Origin of the sequence: Streptosporangium becharense (assembly GCF_014204985.1) — a bacterium.
Taxonomy (GTDB): Bacteria; Actinomycetota; Actinomycetes; order Streptosporangiales; family Streptosporangiaceae; genus Streptosporangium; species Streptosporangium becharense.
In genome coordinates this window covers 2,446,797-2,469,047 of the sequence record NZ_JACHMP010000001.1, presented here as the reverse complement: position 1 = coordinate 2,469,047, position 22,251 = coordinate 2,446,797, and the positions used below count along the sequence as shown (strand labels likewise).

The following is a 22,251-nucleotide window of genomic DNA, read 5'->3' as shown; positions in this document are numbered from 1 at the left end:
CGGCCCTCTGGAATCGGGGCCCACGGGCGCGGATTCCGGAGGGAGGGACTCACCGTGGCCGTGCGGTCAGGTCTCGTCGGCGAACTTGACGGTGACCTTCTCGAAGCCCAGGCCCTTGAGCATGCCCTCAAGCATGATCTTGGTGTTCTGGTCGGCCCGGTTGCGCAGGTCGCTGGCCTGGGCAGCCTCGGCGATCTTCTTCTCGGCCAGCAGGTAGAGCTCCTGCTGGTCGGAGGGGGACGATGACAGGAAGTCCTCGACCCGGTCGAAGAGGCCGCGCTGCTGGGCGTAGACGTAGGAGCGTTTGTTGTCGAGGTTGGGCTTCTCCAACTGGGCCCGGGGCAGCTTGACCGTGACCTCGGTGCGGTCGGGGGAGACGGTCAGCGCTCCGTCGGCCAGGCCGCCGAAGTCGACGTAGGCGTCGACGCCGCCGGCTCCGACGAAGAGGGTCCGGCTGCCCTTGACCGCGTCCGGCAGGAAGGCGGCGTCCTTCTCCAGGTCGACCACGACCTGGAAGTTCCCGGTGGCCGCCTCGAAGCGGCTGAGGTTGTGGATCGACTCCAGGAGCACGGGCTGGCTCCGGTCGGTCGCGGTCTCGCCGAACGGGTTCAGCCACGACCATGCCAGGCGGGCACCCACGGCGAGGATGACCAGCACGACGAGCAGCCCGGCGAGCAGACGCCATCGGCGTCCGCGGGACGCCGGGCGTGTCTCGGGCGGAGCTTCTTGGGGGGGCTTCACAGCGCTCTCCTTCCCTGGGCGGCCGCCTTCTCACGCGGAGCCTATGCGGATCTTGCCCGCTCCGCGGCGCGACGACGCGATCCCGTCAGCTCCGCGGCGGGGACACGGCGCGCGACCCGCCGGACGGACCGGGCCCGCCCGTGACGGGCTCGTGCCCCCCGGCCGGCGGGACCGTCTCCGGTGCCTGGTGGGAGACGTCGTCCCGCGGCGGGGAGGTGGCCGGGCCGCCGCCCGTGCCCGGCCCCGGCGGGGTGGGCTGCGGGATCTGCCCTGTCGGGGTGGTCTGCCCGACCTGCCCCCCGAAGTGAGTGCTTTGTAACCGGCAGCCGGTGAAGTCTCCGTAGTGGAGGCGGAGCCAGTCGCGCCGCTGCGCCTCGGTGAGGCCGGAGAACCACGCCGCGGCGTACTGGTGCTCCGGGAACGGACCGCCGGGCAGCGGTTCGCCCCGCAGCCACGCCGCGACGATGTCGCGGTACCCCGCCGCGGGTGTGCCGTCGCACCGGCTGGCCAGGCCGTCGACGAACTCGTCGGCCGCCCTCTCGGCGAAACCGGTGGACAGGTCGTCGACGTGGATCCCGATCACGCCCGGCGCCGGGGAGTCCCGGTCACGCCGGGGGTGCTGCTCCACCCGGGAGAACTCGCCGGGCGTCCCGGCCAGCCGGGACGCGATCTCGACGAACGCCGAACCCAGCTCGGGCAGGCCGTCCTGCATCCCCGGGTGCACGCAGACCATGATCGGCCACTCCTGGCAGCTGTAGACGACCCGCTGCGCGGAGACCGGCCGCTGCTCGGAGAAGAGCCGTGCCATCCCCGTGCCGGCGGCCAGCACCGCCAGCAGCGCGGCGGCCAGCACGAGCGCCTGGCGCGTCACGACCGCGGCCCAGCCGAGCAGCAGCGCGGCGCTGACGCCCACCAGCCAGAGGGTCTGGTCGGTGAAGGCCGCCGCGCTCAACCCCTGGAACGGGTCGTACGGCTCGCTCGTGGCGGGGACCAGCCGGTCGGCCCAGGTCGGCCCGTGCGACAGCGCGCTGAACAGGCCGTAACACCCGATCCCGGCGAGCACCGGCGTGATCGTCCACGGCAGCAGCCAGCCGGTGACCCAGCCGATGACCACGTACAGCGTGATCCCGGCCGCGCCCATGACCAGGCCGCTGGGCAGCAGGCGCCCGGCCTGCTCGGTGAGCATGCTCCCCACGGCCAGGACCAGCGCGGTGGCGGTGAACGCGCCTGCGGTCACCACCACGATCGCCAGCGGCGCCCGCACCGCCTGCCAGGTGGTCAGCGACCGTCTGCCGATCACGCGACGCCTGCGCACCGCCACCCAGGCGGCGAAGGCGGCGGCCACCGGGCCGGTCAGCCGGAGCGAGCCGATCACCGCGACGACGATGTTCTCCCACGCGCTGACACCGGGAACCAGGACGCTCCACGCCGCGACGACCCCGAGCACGAGCAGGACGGCGACCGCCGTCAGCCCGCTCTGCCGGAGCTCCTCGCGTGAAACGCCCCTGCGCTCACGCACCGGCGGGCGTGGCCGCCCACGCCGCGTCGCCGGAAGCCGCGTCCGTATCGTGTCCGGACGCCGTCGAGTTGTCGTTCATCAAGCACCCCCCGTGCCGTGAATGTGCGGGAGCCGGTCCCCTCGGCGCCGGTCCGGCCCGCGTCCCCGGCGGGCCCGACTGAGTCAGCGTGGCCACTTGGCCACGGCCTCACCATTCGATGTGGGAACCATAACGGAGCGTGATGTTTGCCGTCCGGGTTCTTGGTGAAGCCGTGAGGCTGGTCACTCTTCGTATACGGGCGAACCGGGATGAGGCCGCGCTACCGTAGCCCTGTGGTTACAGGTCAGCTGAATCTGCCGTTCGACCCCATCGAACGCGCCGCGGAGAGGTGGCGCGTTCACTTCGGGCCCTCCTCGGCCATGGCCGCCGTCACATCGATCATGAGAGCGCACCAGATCCTGCTCTCGCAACTGGACGCGCTGCTCAAACCGTATGACTTGACCTTCGCCCGCTACGAGGCGCTGGTCCTGCTGACCTTCAGCAGGACGGGGGCCCTGCCGCTGTCCAAGATCGGTGAGCGGCTGATGGTGCATCCCACGAGCGTCACGAACACCGTCAGCCGTCTGGAGCGCGCCGACCTGGTGCGCCGCCTGCCCAACCCCCGCGACGGCCGCGGCGTGCTGGCCGAGATCACCGACCGCGGCCGTGAGGTCGTACGCCTGGCGACCGCCGACCTCATGGCGGCCGGCTTCGGCATGACCATGTACGGCGAGGACGAGCTGGAGCAGATGTTCGACCTGCTCAAGACACTCAGGGTCGCCGCCGGCGACTTCGAGGGGTAGCCGGGGGAGTCACGACGCTCCGCGTCCCCGGCCTCCGCGGGCGGCCACCCGCTCCATCGGCGTCCCGCGCCTCCCCGGGCCCGCGTCCCCGGCGGAGCGCACGGCGCCCGCGGCCGGTCCCGCCCCTTTTCGAGGGCGGCGCGTCGGGTGCAGCGGCCGGGATGCGGCAGGATTGGGGGTATGAGCCCAGCGGACTTCACTCGACCCGGATCGCTCTACGGCGCCGTCGACCTCGGCGCCCGCAAGCAGGCCCTTGAGGCACAGGCGCGGCGGGAGAGCGCCGCACAGGAAACCGGCGGTGTTCCGGCGCCGGTCGTCGACGTCACCGACGCGAGCTTCGCGACCGACGTCGTCGAACGTTCCATGAACAGCCTCGTGTTGCTGGAGCTCACCGTCTCCCGCGCCGAGCAGGCCAAGCAGTACAGCCTGCTGCTGGAGAAACTGGCCGCGGAGAACGCCGGCCGGTGGGTCCTCGCGCGGGTCGACGTCGAGCTCAGCCCGCAGATCGCGCAGGCGCTGCGGGTGCAGAACGTGCCCGCCGTGTACGCCATCTTCCAGGGCCAGCCGGTGGCGGTCGCCCCCGGCATCGCGACCGAGGCACAGCTGCGCGACTGGCTCTCCCAGCTCATGGAGGCCCTGGCGCAGTATCTGCCGCCGCCCGGCGAGGGGGAGCAGGCCAGGCCGCAGGAGCCCCCGGCCGAGCCCGAGATCGTGGCCGCCGAGCAGGCGATCGACGCCGGAGACCTCGACGCCGCCGTGGCCGCGTACGAACGGCTGCTGGCCCGCTCGCCGAACAACCAGGACGCCAAGCTGGGCCTGGCCGGGCTCGGCCTGATCCGGCGCACCCAGAACGTCGACCCCGCTGACGTGCAGCGCCGCCTGGAGGACCCGGCCGACCTCGACGCCCAGCTTTTGGCCGCCGACTTCGAGATGCTCTCCGGTGAGGTCGACCGGGCCTTCGACCGCCTGGTCGGCGTGGTGCGCCGCACCTCGGGCGCGGACCGCGACAAGGCCAGGCTCCACCTGCTGGGCCTGTTCGACACGCTGCCCGCCGACGACCCGTCCCTCGGCAGGGCCCGCAGGAACCTGGCCGGCGCCCTCTTCTGATCCTCACCTCCCGCGGGCCTCCGGGTCGGGGGCCGGTGACCTTCCGTGCCCCGGGCCCGTCCGGCCACCGCGCCGGGCGGGCCCGCGGGAGCGCGGTCCGGCGGGCCGTGACCGCGCCGGCGGCCCCGAGGCGGCCGTCCGGGCGCGTGCACCCGTCCGGTGATGGCACGATGGATGCATCCCACCCAAAGTCAGTCGCAAAGGAGCGGGTTGACTGTGGCCACCGTGCCGAGTGTTTCGTACTCCATCACCGTGCGCCTGGAGGTGCCGGCCGGCGGCAAGGCCGTCAGTCAGCTCACCCACGCCGTAGAGTCCGCCGGAGGCGTGGTCACCGCGCTCGACGTGACCACGGCCGGGCACGAGACGCTGCGCATCGACGTCACCTGCGCCACGCGTGACACCGACCACGCCCAGGCGATCGCGGACAAGCTCGAAGCCGTCGAGGGCGTCGTCATCCACAAGGTCTCCGACCGGACCTTCCTCATGCACCTCGGCGGCAAGATCGAGATGAAGTCGAAGGTGCCGCTGCGCAACCGTGACGAGCTCTCGATGGCCTACACTCCCGGTGTCGCCCGGGTCTCCATGGCCATCGCGCGCAACCCCGAGGACGCCCGCCGCCTGACCATCAAGCGCAACACCGTCGCCGTCGTCACCGACGGCTCGGCGGTGCTCGGCCTGGGCAACATCGGCCCGGCCGCCGCGCTTCCCGTGATGGAGGGCAAGGCCGCGCTGTTCAAGCGGTTCGCCGACATCGACGCCTGGCCGATCTGCCTCGACACCCAGGACGTCGACGAGATCGTGCGCGCCGTCCAGCTCATCGCCCCCGGCTTCGGCGGCATCAACCTGGAGGACATCTCGGCGCCGCGCTGCTTCGAGGTGGAGCGCAGGCTCCGCGACCTGCTGGACATCCCGGTCTTCCACGACGACCAGCACGGCACCGCGATCTGTGTGCTCGCCGCCCTCACCAACGCGTTGCGCGTCGTGGGCAAGGAGATCGGCGAGGTCCGGATCACACTGGCCGGTGCCGGGGCGGCCGGTACGGCCGTGCTGCGCCTGCTGCTCGCGGCCGGCGCTCGCAATGTGATCGTCTGCGACTACCTGGGTGCCGTGCACCGGGGCCGTCAGGACCTGGACGACTCGCTCCAGTGGATCGCCGAGCACACCAACGCCGACGGCTACGCGGGCGACCTGCGCGGCGCGGTCAAGGACGCCGACGTGTTCATCGGAGTGTCCGCGCCGGGCATCCTCAACGGTGACGACATCGCCACCATGGCCGAGGACGCCGTGGTCTTCGCCCTGGCCAACCCCGAGCCCGAGGTCTCGCCCGACGCCGCCCGCGAGCACGCCGCCGTGGTCGCCACCGGCCGTTCCGACTACCCGAACCAGATCAACAACGTGCTGGCCTTCCCCGGTGTCTTCCGCGGTCTCCTCGACGCGCAGGCGAACGTGGTCAACCAGGAGATGCTGCTCGCCGCCGCCCGCGCGCTGGCCGCCGTGGTCACCGACGAGGAACTCGGCCCCAACTACATCATCCCCAGCGTGTTCCACGCGGACGTCTCGACCGCCGTGGCGGCGGCGGTGCGCGAGTCGGCCGGCGGTCGCGCGCGCACGGGTATGACGGAGGCGTGAGAGAGATCTGACGGGCCCGGCGGAGGTCCGGGGGAGCCGGGTGCTTCCCCGGGGCCTCCCGGTGCGGCCGGGGCGGAGACGCCCGGCGGCCGGTGGGCGTCCTCCCTCCGGAGCCGCCCTCCATCTCCGTCGCTCTGGGTGATCGATCGCTCCTTGTCCGATACGTGACATGAAGGTGGACGCCGGAACCGGGGGTGAAGGAGCGCGGCGGGGGGTTCACCCTTCATCATGGATGTATGGCGGAGGCGATCTACGTCGGCGGGCTCCTGGTGGCGACACCTCAACTGGACGACCCCAACTTCCGGCGCAGCGTGGTCCTGGTGCTGGAGCACGACGTCGACGGCGGCACGCTCGGTGTCGTGCTCAACCGGCCCAGCGACATCGCGGTGACGCAGGTGCTCCCGACCTGGGACACCATGGTCACCGGCCCGTCCGTCCTCTTCCAGGGCGGTCCCGTGCAGACCGACAGCGCGCTGGCGCTGGCCGCGGTCCCCAGCGGGCAGGAGCCGCTCGGCTGGCGCCGGCTGCACGCGGGCACCCCGGCGGTCTCCCGGCTGGGCACCGTCGACCTCGACGCCCCGCCGGAGATCCTCGCGGGCGAGATCGCCCAGATGCGGATCTTCGCCGGGTACGCCGGGTGGTCGGCCGGGCAGCTGGAGAACGAGATCGGCGAGGGCGCCTGGTACGTCGTCGACGCCGAGCCGGGCGACACCTTCCACCACGAGCCGCAGTCGCTCTGGCGGGCGGTGCTCCGCCGTCAGCGGGGCGAGCTCGCCTATGTGGCGACCTGCCCGGACGATCCGTCGATGAACTAGACGGACGGACGGGCCGGGCCCGGACCGGGCCGCCGGGGCCGGCGGACGGTCCTGGCCGGGCCGCAGGGAGCGCTCGGCCAGTGCGAGGGCGGTCTCCAGCCGGGCCGCGACGGTGTTGATGTCGTCCAGGGTCGACGGCCTGCAGCGTTCGAAGCCGACCCGGGCCACGGTGGTGAAGAGTGAGACCACGAAGTGGGGCAGCAGGTCGTCGGGGCCGACGCCCATGCGGCGCGGCTCTCGCCCCCCGAGCGGGAGCCGCACCCCGGCGGTCGCGGCGCGCCGCCCGCACCGGCGCCCGGGGCACCGCGGTGCGGGCATAAAATCGTCAGGGTGAGCACGAAGATTCTCCCTGAGAGCGACGTCCGGCCGGACCTGTCGCACGGTGACGGCGACCACGAGCGGTTCGCCCACTACGTCGAGAAGAACAAGATCATGGAGAGCGCGATCAGCGGGGTTCCGGTCCGCGCGCTCTGCGGCAAGGTATGGGTGCCGAACCGGGATCCGAAGAAGTTCCCGGTCTGCCCGGAGTGCCAGGAGATCTACTCGGGGCTCCCGAAGGGTGAAGACAACACCAACGAATGAGTGTTGCGCATGGGTGACCGCCGCGGATGAGACTACGGTCAGGATGCCGCCGGGGGGTGGCGGCCGGTCTGTGGCCGGGATCTGCCGGGGGAGCCCATGGTTCGGCGCGCGATCGCCGTCGTCTCGATATGCCTGTTCACAGCGGGCGCCGTTCCGTACCATCCCGCCCGGGGGTCCGCTGTGCCCGGCCCGCCGAGCGTCGTCGAACCGTCCGGATGCGCGCGAACCGTCCTGGACGCGGCATCCGCGCGCCGGGCCGAGCCGCCCGTCCTGGACGCGGCACCCGCCCGCCGGGCCGAGCCGCACGCCCCGCCTCCGGCGGACGCCGTCGAGATGCTCGCCGATCTCCGGCGCCGTCTGCCGTCGGCGCGCCTGCCCCGGCTTCCCGTCACCGTCCCCACGTGGGTGCACGTCATCACCGACGGCCGCCTCGGGGCGTCCGAGACGGCGGCGCGTGGCCAGATCGCCACGCTCAACGCCGCCTACGGAGGGCAGCTCGGCGGAGCCGACACCGGGATCAGGTTCCGGCTCGACGGCATGACCCGCACGGTCAACGCGACCTGGTTCCGTGACCCGATCACCTTCGAGCGGTCGATCAAACGCATGCGCAAGGGCGGCGCGGAGACGCTCAACCTCTACATCGCCCAGCTGGGCGAGCTGGTGCTCGGCTACTCCACCTACCCCTACCGCTATCGGGACGACCCCAGGCTCGACGGTGTGGTCATCGACTGGCGCACCCTGCCGGGCGGCGCGCTGCGCAGCTTCAACCGGGGGTTCACCGGGGTCCACGAGATCGGTCACTGGCTGGGCCTGCTGCACACCTTCGAGCGCGGCTGCGCGGAGCCGGGCGACGGCATCGCCGACACCCCGCCCGAGGCGCACTCGACCCAGGGCTGCCCCGCCGCCAAGGACACCTGCGCGGGGGACGGACCCGACCCGTTCCACAACTTCATGGACTACTCCGACGACCACTGCATGTCGGGGTTCACCGCGGGTCAGGGGGTCAGGATGCAGGAGATGTGGGCCGTGTACCGGGAGCCGAAGACGGCGACTACCCTTGACGGGTGACAGCACCGAAGACGCTTGACGCTCCGTACCAACCGCCTCGGATCTTCGGTCCCGAGTATCGAACCGCCACCTTCGGCATCCTGCTCGTCGTCACCCTCATCGCCTTCGAGGGCATGTCCGTCAGCACGGTGATGCCCCTGGTCTCCAAGGACCTCGACGCGCTCGACCTGTACGGCGTGAGCTTCTCGGCCTTCCTCATCGCGGGCCTGCTGGCCAACGTCGTGGCCGGGCTCTGGTCCGACCGGCGCGGCCACGCGGTGCCGTTCGTGCTGGGCGTCGTCCTGTTCGCGGCCGGCATGGGCCTGGCCGGGGCCGCGGTCTCCAAGGAACTGTTCATCGTGGCCCGTGCCGTGCAGGGCCTGGGCGGCGGCGCGGTCATCGTGGCGATCTACGTGATGATCGCCCGGGTCTACGTCCCCGAGGTCCGGCCCAGGGTGTTCGCCGCGCTCTCCTCGGCGTGGGTGCTCCCCGCCCTGATCGGTCCGGGCCTCAGCGGCCTCATCGCCGAGCAGATCGGCTGGAGGTGGGTCTTCTACGGGATCGTTCCCCTGGTGGTGCCCGCCCTCGTCATGCTCCTGCCCGCGCTGCGCGGCGGTGAGGAGACGCGGCCCGAGCCGGCGACCGGGCCCCGCTCCCGCCCGCTGGCGATGACCCTGGCCGCCTTCGCCACCGCCTGCGGCGCCGGCGTCCTGCTGTACGGCGTGGACCGGCTGCACGGCACTCCGGTGCCCGGCGCCGTCGCCTCCGTGGCGGGACTACTGGTGATGGCCGTGGGGCTGTCGCGGCTGTTGCCTCCCGGGGCGCTCAAATTCGGGCGGGGCCTGCCCACCACGGTCCTGATGCGCGGGATGCTCGCGGCGGGGTTCTTCGGGGTCAACGCGTTCATCCCACTGCTTCTCACCAAGGTGAACGGCTTCTCGGTCGGCGAGGCGGGGATAGCGCTCACCATCGGTGCCCTGGGCTGGACGACCGGTTCCTACCTGCAGACCCGCTGGAGCGGTGACCGGCCCCTGCTGGTGCGGATCGGCGCCGCGGCGGTCGCCGCCGGCATCCTGCTGACGCTGCCCGCCGCCCTGTGGGGCGTGACCGGCTGGATCACGGTGCCGGCGTGGGTGATCGCCGGGTTCGGCATGGGCGTGGGCACCACGAGCGTCAACGTGACCGCGATGCGCCAGTCGCCCGACGCCGAGCAGGGTGCGAACTCGGCCGCCCTCCAGGTCGTCGACACCCTCGGCAGCGCACTCACGATCGGGTTCGGCGGTGCGCTGGTCAACCTGATCGGCCACGACGACATCGCCGCCGGATACACCTCGATCGTCGCGATGACGGCCGCCGTCGCGCTTCTCGGCGTGGCCGTGGCCGGGCGGATGCGGGACGCCTCCTGACCTGGCGGCCACTTTCGTGATACCGATCACTCATATCCGGGTCACGCCGGGCGATGCGTGGTAGGACGGTATCGCCCTGACCGCCCGGAGGATGCGCCGTGCACGAACGACCTCGCCGTACGCGCCGCCCCTACTCCACGGGGCCCGACGGCCCGCGTCCGGCGCCGCCCGAGCGGCCGGTGAACGAGACCGGCCGGCACGCGGGCGAGACCGGGCGACGGGTGGGCGGGATCGACCGGCATGCGAGTGAGATCGGGCGGCCGGCGAGCGGGGCCGGCCGGCACGCGGGCGAGACCGACCGCTCCCGGCTGACCTGGCCGCCCCGCATCCCCGAGCCGGGCGACGACCTCCCGCCCTCGGCCCGCTGGTACGGCACGCCCATCCCGCCGCCGTCCCGCAGGACCGGCCGCCTGCGCCGCATGGCCCGCGCGCTGCTCGTCGCGGGGATCTACGTCGGGGTGATCACCGGAATCGTCGCCGGGATGGTCGCGGTGATACGGGCGCTGCCCGAGCCGCCGCCACCGGCCCGGGCGAGCGATCCGGCCGCGGGGGTGAGCCATCCGCTGCCGGAGGGCTGGAGCGCCGGGGCGGAACCGCCGGTCACCGCGTTCACGTCGGCGGCGGGAGACGGCAGGACGGTGACCGTCATGGTCAGGCCGGCGGAGCCGGCCGCCGACGCGCGCCAGGCCACCGCCGAACTCGGCGACCTGTACGCGCGGCTGCTGCTCCACGGCGACGAGGTGGACGTCGTGGACGACCGGCCGATCACCGTCGGCGGACGCACCGGGCACAGCCGCGCGGTGCGGGCCGAGTATCTCGACGTGGTGAACCGGCCGGCCTACCTCCGGGTGGTCCTCCTCACCGGGGGCGGAGCGCGTCCGGTCGTCGTGGTCGCCGTCGCCCAGCCGGACGACCCCGCGGTGCGGGCCGAGATCGAGACCGTGATCCAGGGGCTGCGCTGACCGTCCCGGGCCCTTAGCACGTGAAGGTGATCTTGGCGAGGATCTCGGCGGATCGGCACGTCCTGTCGCCGGGGCCGATTACTCTGGTGACACTGTGAGCACTTCCGCCGCATCCCACCTCTCGCCCTCCTTCCCGGACCGTGCCGCCTGGGGCACCGCGCCGAAGCTTCGCGCGTGGCAGCAGGAGGCCTTTGACCTGTACTGCAGGCGTGAACCGCGTGACTTCCTCGCGGTCGCGACGCCGGGTGCGGGCAAGACGACCTTCGCCCTCCGCATCGCCAGCGAGCTGCTCTCCCGGGGGATCGTCCGGGCCGTGACGATCGTCACACCGACCGAGCATCTCAAGCGGCAGTGGGCGGACGCCGCGGGGAGGATCGGCATCCCCATCGACCCCGAGTTCAAGAACAGCCAGGGCGCCACCTCCCGCGACTACACCGGCGTGGCCATCACCTACGCCCAGGTGTCGATGCACCCGGCGCTGCACCGCGCCCGCACCGAGGCGCGCAAGACGCTCGTCATCTTCGACGAGATCCACCACGCCGGTGACGCCAAGTCCTGGGGGGACGGCGTGCGCGAGGCGTTCGAGCCGGCCGCCCGCCGCCTCGCCCTCACCGGCACCCCCTTCAGATCCGACGTCAACCCGATCCCGTTCGTCACCTACGCCGAAGACGGCGAGGGGGTCCGCCGCAGCGTCTCCGACTACTCCTACGGTTACGGCCCGGCCCTCGCCGACGGCGTCGTCCGGCCCGTCATCTTCCTGGCGTACGCCGGGGAGATGCGCTGGCGCACCCGCGCGGGTGACGAGCTGGCCGCGACGCTCGGCACGCCGCTCACCAAGGACCAGCTCGGCCAGGCGTGGAAGGCCGCGCTCGACCCGAAGGGCGACTGGATCCGGCAGGTCCTCCAGGCGGCCGACCGGCGGCTGACGGAGGTGCGCAGGGTCGTGCCCGACGCCGGTGGCCTGGTCATCGCCACCGACCATGAGACCGCCCGCGCCTACGCCCGCCACATCCGGGCCATCACCGGCGAGGGCGCCACGGTCGTGCTCTCCGACGACCCCACGGCCTCCAAGAAGATCAAGGATTTCTCCGCCTCGGAGCAGCGCTGGCTGGTCGCGGTCCGGATGGTCTCCGAGGGTGTCGACATTCCCCGGCTGGCCGTCGGCGTCTACGCCACCAGCACCTCCACGCCGCTGTTCTTCGCCCAGGCCGTCGGCCGCTTCGTCCGCGCGCGCAAGCGCGGGGAGATCGCCTCGGTCTTCCTGCCCTCGGTGCCGACCCTGATGGGGCTGGCGGGGGAGCTGGAGGCCGAGCGCGACCACGTGCTCGACCGCAAGCCCCCGGAGGAGGGGCTTGACGACTTCCTGCTCGAGGACGCCCAGCGGAAGAAGGACAACCCCGACGTCCTGGGCGACGAGCTGCCGTTCGAGACCCTGGAGGCGGTCGCCACCTTCGACCGGGTCCTGTTCGACGGCGGCGAGTTCGGCAGCGCCGCGGAGCCGGGCTCACCCGAGGAGGAGGACTTCCTCGGACTGCCCGGCCTGCTGGAGCCCGACCAGGTCCGCACCCTGCTGAGCAAGCGCCAGTCGGACCAGATGAAGGCCAGGCGGAACAAGCCCCAGGAGAAGGAGCCCGAGCTCGCGCCGCACGAGCTGATCGCCAACCTGCGCAGGGAGCTGAACGGGCTCGTCGGCGCGTGGAACCACCGCACCGGCCAGCCCCACGGCGTCATCCACGCCGAGCTCCGCCGGGCCTGCGGCGGCCCGGCCATCGCTCAGGCCTCCGTCGAGCAGATCCAGCAGCGGATCGACAAGATCCGCCAGTGGGCCACCCAGCGGTCCGGCTGACACCCGTCCCGGTCGGTCCGGCGGGCGCCTGCTCAGCCCGCTCCGGCCGGACGCCCGCTCCGGCGGCGCCCGGCCGCCCGGTCCGGGTGGATCGCCCGGTCCACCCCTGTTGGCCGGCCCCGGCGGTTCCACCTGTGCCGGCCGGCGGGGCCGGTCAGCGGTGCCTGCTGGTGTGGCCGGTCACCTGTGCCGGTCAGCGGTGTCGCGCGCAGGGCGACCTTCGATGCCCGGCCGTCCACGCCCGTTCCGGCGTGGGCGCCGCCGGGCAGGAGGCGGTCCTGCCGTCCCGGGGCCGGGCGTTCCGTGCCGCCCGCGTTCTCCGTTCCGCCCGCTCGGCCCCGGCCGTCTCCGGGCTTCCGCCCGACGGGCGGGCCTGCCCGCCGGCCGCGACCGGCGGGGCCGGAGACGCCGGAGCCGGGGACGGTGTGATCGGGATCCGGGACGGTCCGACCGGGGTGGGTGAGGGCGTGACGGGCGGCGCCGCGGCCGGAACCGGGGGCATCGCGATCGGGGACGGGGCGGCCGGAACCGCCGTCGGGGACGCGGCGACCGGAACCGGGCCGGGACGTGGGAACTGGACGCCGGCCCAGACCGTCGCCCCCTCCAGCGCGACCAGCGCCAGCACGCTCGTCAACCGGACGAGCGTGCCGCCGCGGAACAGGTTCCACAGACACAACGGGGTCAACACCAACCACGACACACCGAGCAGGAACACGCGAGGTCACCACCGCAAGCAGAGGAGTTCGGGCTCTCCGTGATACTCCTGTCGCGTGCCGCGGTGGGGGCGTTTAACCTTTCCTTCCCACCCTGTGATCGTTCGGATGCCGAGCGCCGCCCGACTGCTCAGGCGGAGCGCACGACCGGGGTGCCGGTGAGGTGGGCTCCGGCGGAGCCGAGCTGGGCCAGGGCGGTCTCGGTGGTCGAGGGGGCCACGCCGGCCGTCAGGTCCAGCAGCACCCGGACGGACAGGCCGTGCGCCACCGCGTCCAGCGCGGTGGCCCGGACGCAGTGGTCGGTGGCGATGCCGACGACGTCCACCGTGTCCACGCCGCGTTCGGCGAGCCAGTCGGCCAGGCTCGTGCCGTCGGACGTGGTGCCCTCGAAACCGCTGTACGCGGCGGTGTGGGCGCCCTTGCTGAAGACCTCCTCCACCCCGGAGGTGTCGAGGGCGGGGTGGAAGCCGGCACCGGCGGTTCCGGCGACGCAGTGGGCGGGCCAGGAGTTCACGTAGTCGGGCTCGGCGGCGAAGTGGTCACCGGGGTCCACGTGGAAGTCGCGGGTGGCGACGACGTGGTCGTAGCCGTGCGAGGCGAGGTGACGGGAGATGGCGGCGGCCACCTCGGCGCCGCCGCTCACCGCCAGGCTTCCCCCCTCGCAGAAGTCGTTCTGCACGTCGACGACGATCAGCGCGGTTGCCATGCCACTAGTCAAACACGGTCGGCAGGGCGGCGTCCCCCCGGGACAGCTGGTGGGCCGTGACCGGCAGCTCGGCGACGGACTCGCGGTGCCGGGTGCGGGCCGCCGCCAGGTCCTCCCGGCCGACGACCTCGCCGCCGCCGACCAGCCGGACCTGGAGCGGCCGGGCGTCCGTGGGAGGCTCCGCGGAGACGGCGACCACCTCGGCGACCGCGGTGCCGGAGGCGTCGAGCCGCCGGAAGGCGTGCTTGAGCCCGCCCCTGCTGGGCTTGCCCACCGACTTCTTGGCCACCGGCCGCATGACCCCGTCGGCGTCCTCGCGGGCGACGAGCTTGTAGACCAGGGCCGCCGTGGGCGAGCCCGAGCCGGTGACCAGCGAGGTGCCGACGCCGTAGCCGTCCACGGGGGCGGAGGCCAGCGCCGCGATGGCGTACTCGTCCAGGTCGCTGGTGACGATGATCCGCGTCTTGTGGGCGCCGAGGGCGTCGAGCTGCGCGCGGACCTCCCGGGCGACCTCGCAGAGGTCACCGGAGTCGAGGCGGACGGCGCCGAGGGCGGGACCGGCCAGCTCCACGCCGGTGCGTACCGCCCGCGCCACGTCGTAGGTGTCGACGAGCAGTGTGGTCCCGGTGCCCAGCGAGTCGAGCTGGGCCCGGAAAGCCTGCTCCTCGGAGTCGTGCAGCAGGGTGAAGGCGTGGGCGGCCGTTCCCGCGGTCGGTATGCCGTACACCCGCCCGGCCATGAGGTTGGAGGTGGAGGAGAAGCCGCACAGGTAGGCGGCCCGCGCGGCGGCCACGGCCGCAGCCTCGTGGGTGCGGCGCGAACCCATCTCGATGAGCGGCCGGTTCCCCGCGGCGTGGGTCATCCGGGAGGCGGCGGTGGCGATCGCGCAGTCGTGGTTGAGGATCGACAGGATGACGGTCTCCAGCAGCACCGCCTCGGCGAAGGTGCCCTCCACCGTCATGATCGGGGAGCCGGGGAAGTAGCACTCGCCCTCCGGGTAGCCGCGCACGTCCCCGCGGAACCGGTAACCGGCGAGGAACTCCAGGGTGGGCTCGTCGACCACCCGGTTGTCCCGCAGGAAGGCGAGCTCGTCGTCGCCGAAGCGGAACGCCTCCAGGGCGTCGAGCACCCGGCCGACGCCGGCGACGACGCCGTACCGACGTCCGCCGGGCAGTTGCCGCGCGAAGACCTCGAACACCGCGCGTCTGGAGGCGGCGCCGCTGCGCAGCGCCGCCTCCAGCATCGTCAGCTCATAGTGATCGGTCAGCAACGCACTGCTCATGCTCATTCTCACGTGTCGAAGACTAAGCCCGAGGTAGGGCAGACTGGTGGTTGTGGGTAGCACCGCTCCGGTGGAGGTCGAGCGTCCGGCCGGCGACGTACGGCCCGATCTGCCATGGCTGACCATTGTCTGGAATGACCCGGTCAACCTCATGTCGTACGTCACGTATGTCTTCCAGACCGTCTTCGGATACTCGCGGGAGAAAGCCGAGAAGCTGATGCTCGACGTGCACCACCGGGGTAAGGCCGTGGTGTCCAGCGGCACCCGCGAGGAGATGGAGCGCGACACGCAGATCATGCACTCGTACGGCCTGTGGGCCACCGTCCAGCGGGATTCGTGATCGGGCGGGCTCCGGAGACGGGCCCGCGGACAGTGGTGGGAGAGCGATGAGTTCGGGGTTCAAGCCGGGGCGCGACGGCGGGGTGGTCACGACGTTCGACGCCGCCGAGGTCTCGATCCTGCGCTCGCTGATCTCCCAGATCCTGAGCCTGGTCGAGCCGGGTGAGACCGGCGACGACCCGCTGGAGCGGGCACTGGGCATCGGCTCGGCGGAACCGTCCGACGACCCGGTGCTGGCGCGGCTGTTCCCCGCGGCGTACGAGGACCAGGAGCAGGCCGCGGAGTTCCGCCGCTACACCGAGGTGACCCTCCGCGAGGGCAAGCGGGCCGACGCGCAGACCATGCTCGACAGCGCCGAACCGGGCCGGGTGGAGCTCACCAGGGAGCAGGCGCAGGCGTGGATGCGCGCGCTGAACGACGTGCGGCTGGCGTTCGGCACCCGGCTGGAGGTGACCGAGGAGATCTACGACGAGATCGCCGGGATGCCGCAGGACGACCCGCGCTATCCGGCGTACGTCACGTACGACTGGCTGACCTACCTCCAGGACACCCTGGTCCGGGCCCTTTGGTAACTTCCAGACATGCTCACGATCTCGCGGGAACTGGTTGACAAGATCATCGCTCATGCCCGGGCGGACCACCCGGACGAGGCGTGCGGGGTGATCGCCGGGCCGGTCGGCTCCGACGTCCCGGAGCGGTTCGTCCCGATGGAGAACGCCGAGCGGTCGCCCACGTTCTACCGGTTCGACTCGATGGAGCAGTTGCGCGTCTGGCGGGAGATGGACGACCGCGACGAGGAGCCGGTGGTGATCTACCACTCCCACACCGCCACCGAGGCCTACCCCTCCCGCACCGACATCAGCTACGCCTCCGAGCCGAACGCCCACTACGTGCTGGTCTCCACCCGCGAGGAGCTGGGGGAGAAGGTGGAGCTGCGCTCGTACCGGATCGTCGACGGCGTCGTGACCGAGGAGGAGATCACGATCACCGCGGGGTGACCGGCGTTCCGGCGGCCGGCGCCGGTGTCCGTTGGTTGATACGGCAGTGAGCGGAACGAGGGGCTTTGGGTAAACTGGCGAGCATGCTGACCGCCCGCCCGAGGCCCGAGGACGCCGCGCTGCCGCGTCCCGGTGCGCGGGTGCGGTACGAGGGTGTCGCGCCGGTGCAGAACTTCCTGTTCGCGCACACTCCCTCCGTCGTCGTCTACGACTGTCGCTGACCGGCTTTTCTGGAATCCTCCGGCGCCCGCCGGTGTTCTGATCCGGTGGGCTGCACTCCCATGACGACACAAGGAGATTGACCCGCGATGGCCATCGAGGTTCGCATTCCGACCATCCTGCGCACCTACACCGACGGTGCCAAGGCCGTCGACGCCAGCGGCGCCACGCTCGAGGAGCTGATCGGCGACCTGGAAGCCCGGCACCCGGGGCTGAAGGACCGCCTGATCGACAAGGGTGCGCTGCGCCGCTTCGTGAACGTCTACCTGAACGACGAGGACGTCCGCTTCCTGGGCGGGCTGGACACCCCGGTCGCCGACGGTGACACCGTGACCGTCCTGCCCGCCGTGGCCGGCGGCTCCCGCTAGCCGTGCTGTGCCGTGCCACCCGCCGCCCCCCGACGGGCGGGCGGGTGGCACGCCGCTGTCCCTGGTCTGCTCACACGAGGCGGAAGCCACACCATGCGCTTTGACTCACTGATCGACTCGGTCGGCCGCACCCCTCTGGTGGGCCTGCCCCGGCTCTCTCCCTCGCAGGACGTGCGGATCTGGGCCAAGCTCGAAGACCGCAACCCGACCGGTTCGATCAAGGACCGTCCGGCGTTGTGGATGATCGAGCAGGCCGAGAAGGACGGGCTGCTCCGGCCCGGCTGCACCATCCTGGAGCCGACGAGCGGCAACACCGGCATCTCGCTGGCCATGTCCGCCAGGCTCAAGGGCTACAAGCTGATCTGCGTGATGCCGGAGAACACCTCCGAGGAGCGCCGCCAGCTGCTGCGCATGTGGGGTGCGCAGATCATCTCCTCGCCCGCGGCGGGCGGCTCGAACGAGGCGGTCCGGGTGGCCAAGGGCCTGGCCGCGGAGAACCCCGACTGGGTGATGCTCTACCAGTACGGCAATCCGGCGAACTGGCGCTCCCACTACGAGTCGACGGGCCCGGAGATCCTCCAGGACCTGCCGTCCGTCACCCACTTCGTGGCGGGCCTGGGCACCACGGGCACCCTGATGGGCGTGGGCCGGTTCCTGCGCGAGCACGTCCCCGACGTGAGGATCGTCGCGGCCGAGCCACGCTACGGCGAGCTGGTCTACGGCCTGCGCAATGTCGACGAGGGCTTCATCCCCGAACTGTACGACCCCGGTGTCCTCACCACCCGCTTCTCCGTGTCCTCCGGCGACGCGCTGCGCCGCACGCGCGAGCTGCTGTCGGCCGAGGGCATCTTCGCCGGCGTCTCCACCGGGGCCGCCCTGCACGCCGCGCTCGGCATGGCGGCCAAGGCCGTCAAGGCGGGGGAGCGGGCCGACATCGTGTTCGTGGTCGCCGACGGCGGCTGGAAGTACCTGTCCACCGGCGCGTACGAGGGAACCCTCTACGAGGCGGAGGAACGCCTGGAAGGCCAGCTCTGGGCCTGACGGCCGGCCCGGTGGACCCGCCGGGCGGGGCGGGGACGTCCGGCCCGACGGCCGACGCGGGGATGCCCGGGGTCCGTCCGGGGACGCACCCGGCCCCGGCTCCCGGCGCGCTGACGCCCGGATCCGACCGCCTGCCCGGAGCTGACGCCGACACGGGGATGCCCGGGCCGCCGCAGGGACGGCCCGGGCATCCCCGAGGATCAGTACGCTGCCGCGCGGAGCCGCGCTCCGCTAGTTGAACAGGACCCTCAGCGAGAAGGTGGCGTTGCCGCCGGTCTGGGTGCCGCTCATGCCCACGGCGCGGAACACCTCCAGGTTGGCCTTGTCGTCGCCCTCCAGGCCGCTGAGGTAGAGCTTCTCGATCTTGTCGAGGTCGACGAAGACCGCGTAGGTGGCCTTGTCGGCCTCGGGGATCGCGAGCTGGAAGCTCTCGCTGTCGGCCAGGGTGCCCTGCTTGGCGAGCTCGGCGGCGTACTCCTGCGAGCTGGCCACGACGAGGGTGCCGTCGCCGGGGACCTTGGCGAGCGGGGGGACCGTCGTGCCGGAGTTGACGAGGGCCTGCTCGATCTTGCCGATGACCTCCTGGGCCTTGACCGGGTCGGTGGTGACCTTGGCGCCGAACCTCGGCTGGCCGCCGTCCAGGCCGGTGGAGTCCAGGACCAGGGTGATGTTCTCCCCCAGCAGCGTCGCCAGGTCCGCGGGGAGCGTCAGCCCGTACTGCTGCGCCTGGGTGGCGAACTGCTGGATGACGGCGCTGCTCGGGTCCTGCGCGGCCGACTTCATGACCTTGTCCCACTGCTTGCTGACGGCCTCACCGAGGCCGGAGAACGAGGCCGCGCCGGCGGTGGAGGCGGGGAGGGTGCCGATCCCGGTGGGCTTGGGGGTGCCCAGGCCCGGGTCCTGCGCGCCGCGGCTGAGACCGGCGAGCTCCACGTAGTTGCCGTCGAAGCGGAGCGCGCCCGCCACCCGGACGTTCTTGACCTGCTCGAGCGCGCTCTGGTTCGCGGTGGCCAGCTCCGGCGCCAGCTTCGCGACCTTCTCGACGTCCATCCAGAAGGAGAGCACGCCGGTCTCGCCGAGAGCGGTGAGGTCCTCGGAGAAGGTGGCGTTCTGGGCCAGCGAGCTGGCCTGGGCGGCCTGGTCGGCCTCCGCCTGGGTGGGGGTGAGCAGCGCGTAGCCGTCGCGGAAGGCGATGCCGTACTTCTGGCCGTCGAGCAGCTTGGCCAGGCCCGCCTTGGCCTGCTCCTCGTCGTCGACCTGGACGGCCACCACGAGGCCGGGCTCCTTGGCGTCCTTGGCCGGCGGCAGGACCGCCACGCCGATGCGGGCGCCCAGCCACGGCTGGACGTCGGTGGCGTAGTCCACCTTCTCCAGCTTCGGGCTGTCCTTCTTGAGCATGTCGAAGATCGCCTGCTGCGGGTCGTCGCCGCTGAAGGAGCTCTTGGTGGTGGTGAACTTGCGGGCGATGGTGAACAGCGCCACCTTCTGGTTCGCCGCGGGGTCGAGGTCGAGGCGCACGTAACCGAGCGCGTTGCCGGGCAGTACGTCGTGCGGCTGCGAGCCGCCGCCGCTGAGCAGGTTGACCGCGAAGACGCCGCCGCCGCCGACGAGGACCACGACCAGGGCGGCGATCACCGCGAGGAACCAGCTCTTGCCGCCCCTGCGCTTGGGCGGTGCGCCGACCGGTGAGGCGCCCAGGAAGTCGGCGCCCTGCTGCCAGCCGGACTGCTGGCCGTAGCCGGGCTGCTGGAACGCGGACTGCTGGAACGGGGGCTGCTGCCCGTACCCCTGCTGCCCGTACGCCTGCTGCCCGTACGCCTGCTGCCCGTAGGGCGGCTGGACGGCCTGCTGTCCGTACGGGGACTGGGGAGTCTGCCCGTAGGGCGGCTGGACGGCCTGCTGCCCGTAGGGCGGCTGGGGGTGGCTCTGGTTCTGCGGCGGGTAGGGCTGGTTCGGCTGGGGGTAGCCGTGGCTCTGCGGCTGGCCGCTCTGCGGGGAACCGTCGTTCCGACGGTAGGCGATCGTTCTGTCGGGCTGGGGACCCTGCGAGGGCGACTGGTCGGGGGGATTATTGGCAGGCATGATCACTCACAAGGTGGGCTTCTTGGATAAAGAGACGTTAATGCACATGACTAGCGAAGCGCTTGCAGCGAACTAACTATGTGATCGACGCATCTAATGAAAATCGCCCGATGCCGGATGTAGGGGGGTGTGACGCGGCCCGCGCCGAGTCGGTACAGTTGTCTCTCCAGAACAAGGTTCGGGAGCGTGGATGACGAAGTTCGACGAGGCGACGCAGGCCATCCGGGTGGACGAGAGCACCTATGACGTCTGCCTGGATCCCGGATACTCGATCGGCGGCCCCCTCAACGGGGGTTACCTGATGGCGGTGCTCCTGCGTGCCGTGGTGGACGCCTCCCCGCACGAGCACCCGGTGACCACCAGTGCCCAGTTCCTGCGCGCGCCGCGGCCCGGCCCCGGTCAGGTGCGGCTCGAACAGATCAAGACCGGCCGCACCGCCACGATGACCCGTGCCACCCTCGTGCAGGAGGGCACCTCCTTCATCGAGGCCCTGGTCACGACCGCGACCCTCGGCGACGTCGCCCCCGACTGGACGGACGGCCCGTCGGTGGCCATGCCGCCCGTCGAGCGGTGCCTCAAGTTGCCCGACCCCAGTCCCGGGTCGGGCATCACGCTCAACGCGCAGATGGAGATGCTCTTCGACCCGCCCACCGTCGGCTGGCTCGACGGCAGGCCCACCGGCCGCCCGGAGTCGCGTGCCCACTTCCGGCTGGCCGAGCCGCAGGACCCCGACCCGTACGTGCTGGCCCTGGCCGTGGACGCCCTTCCGCCGGTGGTCTTCTCCGCGGGCATGCGCGGCTGGGCCCCCACGGTCGACCTCACCTGGCATCTGCGCGCTCTGCCCGCCCCCGGCTGGCTCACCTTGATCGGCAGCGGGCGGCTGATCAGCGACGGCTGGTTCGACGAGGACGTCGAGGTCTGGGACTCGGCCGGCCGCCTGGTCGCCCAGTCGCGTCAGCTCGCCCGGGTGGGCCGCGGCTGAGGCCCGTCGCGCCTGGGCCGGAGCGCGTCCCGGCCCCGGCGCGTCCCGGCCGCGCCTCGGCCGGGCACCCGGGCGTCACTCCCGGAAGAGCTGATCAAGGAATCGGCGTTGTGAGTATTCTTACCGTGATCGGCGCCCGCGGGTCCCCTAGCCTGAGGCTGTGTCGCAAGCGAACATCGGAATCTTTGACAGCGGCGTGGGCGGCCTCACGGTGGCCAGGGCGATCATCGATCAGTTGCCCGACGAGTCGGTCCTCTACGTGGCCGACACCGCGCGGCAGCCGTACGGTCCCAAGACCATCGCGCAGGTCCGCGCCTACGCCCTGGAGGTGATGGATCACCTCGTCGAGCACGACGTGAAGATGCTGGTCATCGCGTGCAACAGTGCCAGCGCGGCGGTGCTGCGGGACGCCCGCGAGCGCTACGACGTGCCGGTCGTCGAGGTGATCCAGCCGGCGACGCGCCGGGCCGTGCGGGCCACCCGCAACGGCAGGGTCGGAGTGATCGGGACCAGGGCCACGATCGAGTCGATGGCGTACCACGACGCCTTCGCCGCGGCCCCCGACGTCCGGCTCGTCGGTGTGGCCGCACCCCGGCTGGTGGAGTTCGTCGAGCGGGGGGAGACGATGAGCGAGGAGCTCATCGACGTCATCCGCGGCTATCTGGAACCGGTGCTCACCGCCGGATGCGACACATTGATCCTGGGATGCACGCACTACCCGCTGCTCACCGGGCCGATCTCCTACGTGGCAGGGGACGGCGTCACGCTGGTGTCCAGCGCCGACGAGACGGCGAAGGACGTCTACCGGATCCTGCACGACCGGGGCCTGGCCGCCGTAGGGGGCGAGCCACGGCACCGTTTCCGCACCACGGGCGACGCGAGTCTCTTCGCCGACCTGGGCCGCAGGTTCCTCGGGCCCGAGATCCAGGCAGTCGAGGTCGCCGTGGTGGGAGATGTCTCGAACAACGGACACCGCGTGTGAGCGCGTTCCCGCGTTCCGGACCCCGGAGCGCGGGAACACGGCGGGCAGGGGGCTGAACGGAGG

The 22,251-nt window shown here is 72.1% G+C and carries 23 protein-coding genes; 17 read left to right on the top strand and 6 right to left on the bottom strand.

The annotated features are described in order from the left end of the window. Positions 1 to 66: 66 nt before the first annotated feature. Entirely contained in the window at positions 67 to 741 is a 675-nt protein-coding gene (locus F4562_RS10590; RefSeq protein ID WP_184539142.1) for a DUF4230 domain-containing protein, read from the bottom strand. Positions 742 to 826: 85 nt separating this feature from the next. Continuing rightward, entirely contained in the window at positions 827 to 2,260 is a 1,434-nt protein-coding gene (locus tag F4562_RS10585) for a hypothetical protein (RefSeq protein WP_184539143.1), read from the bottom strand. Positions 2,261 to 2,548: 288 nt separating this feature from the next. Between F4562_RS10585 and F4562_RS10580 the strand changes: the two genes are divergently transcribed. The 9 genes from F4562_RS10580 (at position 2,549) to F4562_RS10540 (ending at position 12,476) form a co-directional block, all read left to right on the top strand. After that, positions 2,549 to 3,082: a MarR family winged helix-turn-helix transcriptional regulator gene (locus F4562_RS10580; protein WP_184539145.1), complete on the top strand. Its 534-nt coding sequence runs from the start codon at positions 2,549 to 2,551 to the stop codon at positions 3,080 to 3,082. A 180-nt stretch (positions 3,083 to 3,262) separates the two neighbouring features. Continuing rightward, entirely contained in the window at positions 3,263 to 4,189 is a 927-nt protein-coding gene (locus tag F4562_RS10575; RefSeq protein WP_184539147.1) for a tetratricopeptide repeat protein, read from the top strand. A gap of 216 nt (positions 4,190 to 4,405) precedes the next feature. Further along, positions 4,406 to 5,818 carry an NAD-dependent malic enzyme gene (locus F4562_RS10570; RefSeq protein ID WP_184539618.1) on the top strand — a complete coding sequence of 471 codons (1,413 nt, stop codon included), beginning with the start codon at positions 4,406 to 4,408 and terminating at the stop codon, positions 5,816 to 5,818. A 236-nt stretch (positions 5,819 to 6,054) separates the two neighbouring features. Then, positions 6,055 to 6,633, top strand: a complete 579-nt coding sequence (locus F4562_RS10565; RefSeq protein WP_184539149.1) for a YqgE/AlgH family protein — start codon at positions 6,055 to 6,057, stop codon at positions 6,631 to 6,633. Between the two features lie 330 nt (positions 6,634 to 6,963). Beyond that, complete coding sequence (locus F4562_RS10560) at positions 6,964 to 7,215, top strand: DUF3039 domain-containing protein (RefSeq protein WP_184539151.1); 252 nt, start codon at positions 6,964 to 6,966, stop codon at positions 7,213 to 7,215. A 96-nt stretch (positions 7,216 to 7,311) separates the two neighbouring features. Continuing rightward, entirely contained in the window at positions 7,312 to 8,283 is a 972-nt protein-coding gene (locus F4562_RS10555) for a zinc metalloprotease (protein WP_184539153.1), read from the top strand. Then, positions 8,280 to 9,668 carry an MFS transporter gene (locus F4562_RS10550; RefSeq protein ID WP_184539155.1) on the top strand — a complete coding sequence of 463 codons (1,389 nt, stop codon included), beginning with the start codon at positions 8,280 to 8,282 and terminating at the stop codon, positions 9,666 to 9,668. The genes F4562_RS10555 and F4562_RS10550 overlap by 4 nt, the downstream gene beginning before the upstream one ends. Before the next feature lie 98 nt (positions 9,669 to 9,766). Continuing rightward, positions 9,767 to 10,630 carry a hypothetical protein gene (locus F4562_RS10545; protein ID WP_184539156.1) on the top strand — a complete coding sequence of 288 codons (864 nt, stop codon included), beginning with the start codon at positions 9,767 to 9,769 and terminating at the stop codon, positions 10,628 to 10,630. Between the two features lie 94 nt (positions 10,631 to 10,724). Then, positions 10,725 to 12,476, top strand: a complete 1,752-nt coding sequence (locus F4562_RS10540) for a DEAD/DEAH box helicase (protein WP_184539158.1) — start codon at positions 10,725 to 10,727, stop codon at positions 12,474 to 12,476. A 193-nt stretch (positions 12,477 to 12,669) separates the two neighbouring features. Here the strand turns inward: F4562_RS10540 and F4562_RS10535 are convergent, their stop codons facing one another. The 3 genes from F4562_RS10535 to F4562_RS10525 all read right to left on the bottom strand — a co-directional run bounded on the left by F4562_RS10535 (position 12,670) and on the right by F4562_RS10525 (position 15,183). Then, positions 12,670 to 13,191 carry a hypothetical protein gene (locus tag F4562_RS10535; RefSeq protein WP_184539160.1) on the bottom strand — a complete coding sequence of 174 codons (522 nt, stop codon included), beginning with the start codon at positions 13,189 to 13,191 and terminating at the stop codon, positions 12,670 to 12,672. Positions 13,192 to 13,319: 128 nt separating this feature from the next. Next, the gene (locus tag F4562_RS10530) at positions 13,320 to 13,895 is read right to left on the bottom strand and encodes a nicotinamidase (RefSeq protein WP_184539161.1); all 576 of its coding nucleotides are present in this window, start codon (positions 13,893 to 13,895) and stop codon (positions 13,320 to 13,322) included. A 4-nt stretch (positions 13,896 to 13,899) separates the two neighbouring features. Next, positions 13,900 to 15,183 carry a nicotinate phosphoribosyltransferase gene (locus tag F4562_RS10525; protein ID WP_184539620.1) on the bottom strand — a complete coding sequence of 428 codons (1,284 nt, stop codon included), beginning with the start codon at positions 15,181 to 15,183 and terminating at the stop codon, positions 13,900 to 13,902. A gap of 46 nt (positions 15,184 to 15,229) precedes the next feature. Here F4562_RS10525 and clpS point away from each other — a divergent pair, with 46 nt between their 5' ends. The 6 genes from clpS to F4562_RS10495 all read left to right on the top strand — a co-directional run bounded on the left by clpS (position 15,230) and on the right by F4562_RS10495 (position 18,142). Then, positions 15,230 to 15,517: an ATP-dependent Clp protease adapter ClpS gene (clpS, locus tag F4562_RS10520; protein WP_184539163.1), complete on the top strand. Its 288-nt coding sequence runs from the start codon at positions 15,230 to 15,232 to the stop codon at positions 15,515 to 15,517. A 46-nt stretch (positions 15,518 to 15,563) separates the two neighbouring features. Next, on the top strand, positions 15,564 to 16,088 hold the full coding sequence (locus F4562_RS10515) for a DUF2017 domain-containing protein (RefSeq protein ID WP_184539165.1): 525 nt from the start codon (positions 15,564 to 15,566) through the stop codon (positions 16,086 to 16,088). Positions 16,089 to 16,097: 9 nt separating this feature from the next. Next, complete coding sequence (locus F4562_RS10510; RefSeq protein WP_184539167.1) at positions 16,098 to 16,514, top strand: M67 family metallopeptidase; 417 nt, start codon at positions 16,098 to 16,100, stop codon at positions 16,512 to 16,514. An 83-nt stretch (positions 16,515 to 16,597) separates the two neighbouring features. After that, positions 16,598 to 16,735 carry a hypothetical protein gene (locus tag F4562_RS10505; RefSeq protein ID WP_184539169.1) on the top strand — a complete coding sequence of 46 codons (138 nt, stop codon included), beginning with the start codon at positions 16,598 to 16,600 and terminating at the stop codon, positions 16,733 to 16,735. An 87-nt stretch (positions 16,736 to 16,822) separates the two neighbouring features. Then, positions 16,823 to 17,101: a MoaD/ThiS family protein gene (locus F4562_RS10500; protein ID WP_184539171.1), complete on the top strand. Its 279-nt coding sequence runs from the start codon at positions 16,823 to 16,825 to the stop codon at positions 17,099 to 17,101. A gap of 93 nt (positions 17,102 to 17,194) precedes the next feature. Next, positions 17,195 to 18,142, top strand: a complete 948-nt coding sequence (locus tag F4562_RS10495; protein WP_184539173.1) for a PLP-dependent cysteine synthase family protein — start codon at positions 17,195 to 17,197, stop codon at positions 18,140 to 18,142. A gap of 231 nt (positions 18,143 to 18,373) precedes the next feature. Here F4562_RS10495 and F4562_RS10490 read toward each other — a convergent pair whose 3' ends face one another. After that, positions 18,374 to 20,224 (bottom strand): DUF3352 domain-containing protein, encoded by a 1,851-nt coding sequence (locus F4562_RS10490; protein ID WP_184539175.1) that lies wholly within the window; start codon positions 20,222 to 20,224, stop codon positions 18,374 to 18,376. A gap of 190 nt (positions 20,225 to 20,414) precedes the next feature. Here F4562_RS10490 and F4562_RS10485 point away from each other — a divergent pair, with 190 nt between their 5' ends. Together F4562_RS10485 and murI are read left to right on the top strand one after the other, a co-directional pair. Then, positions 20,415 to 21,206 carry a thioesterase family protein gene (locus F4562_RS10485; RefSeq protein WP_184539177.1) on the top strand — a complete coding sequence of 264 codons (792 nt, stop codon included), beginning with the start codon at positions 20,415 to 20,417 and terminating at the stop codon, positions 21,204 to 21,206. A 160-nt stretch (positions 21,207 to 21,366) separates the two neighbouring features. Next, the gene (murI, locus tag F4562_RS10480; protein WP_184539179.1) at positions 21,367 to 22,188 is read left to right on the top strand and encodes a glutamate racemase; all 822 of its coding nucleotides are present in this window, start codon (positions 21,367 to 21,369) and stop codon (positions 22,186 to 22,188) included. The last annotated feature ends 63 nt before the right edge of the window (positions 22,189 to 22,251 follow it).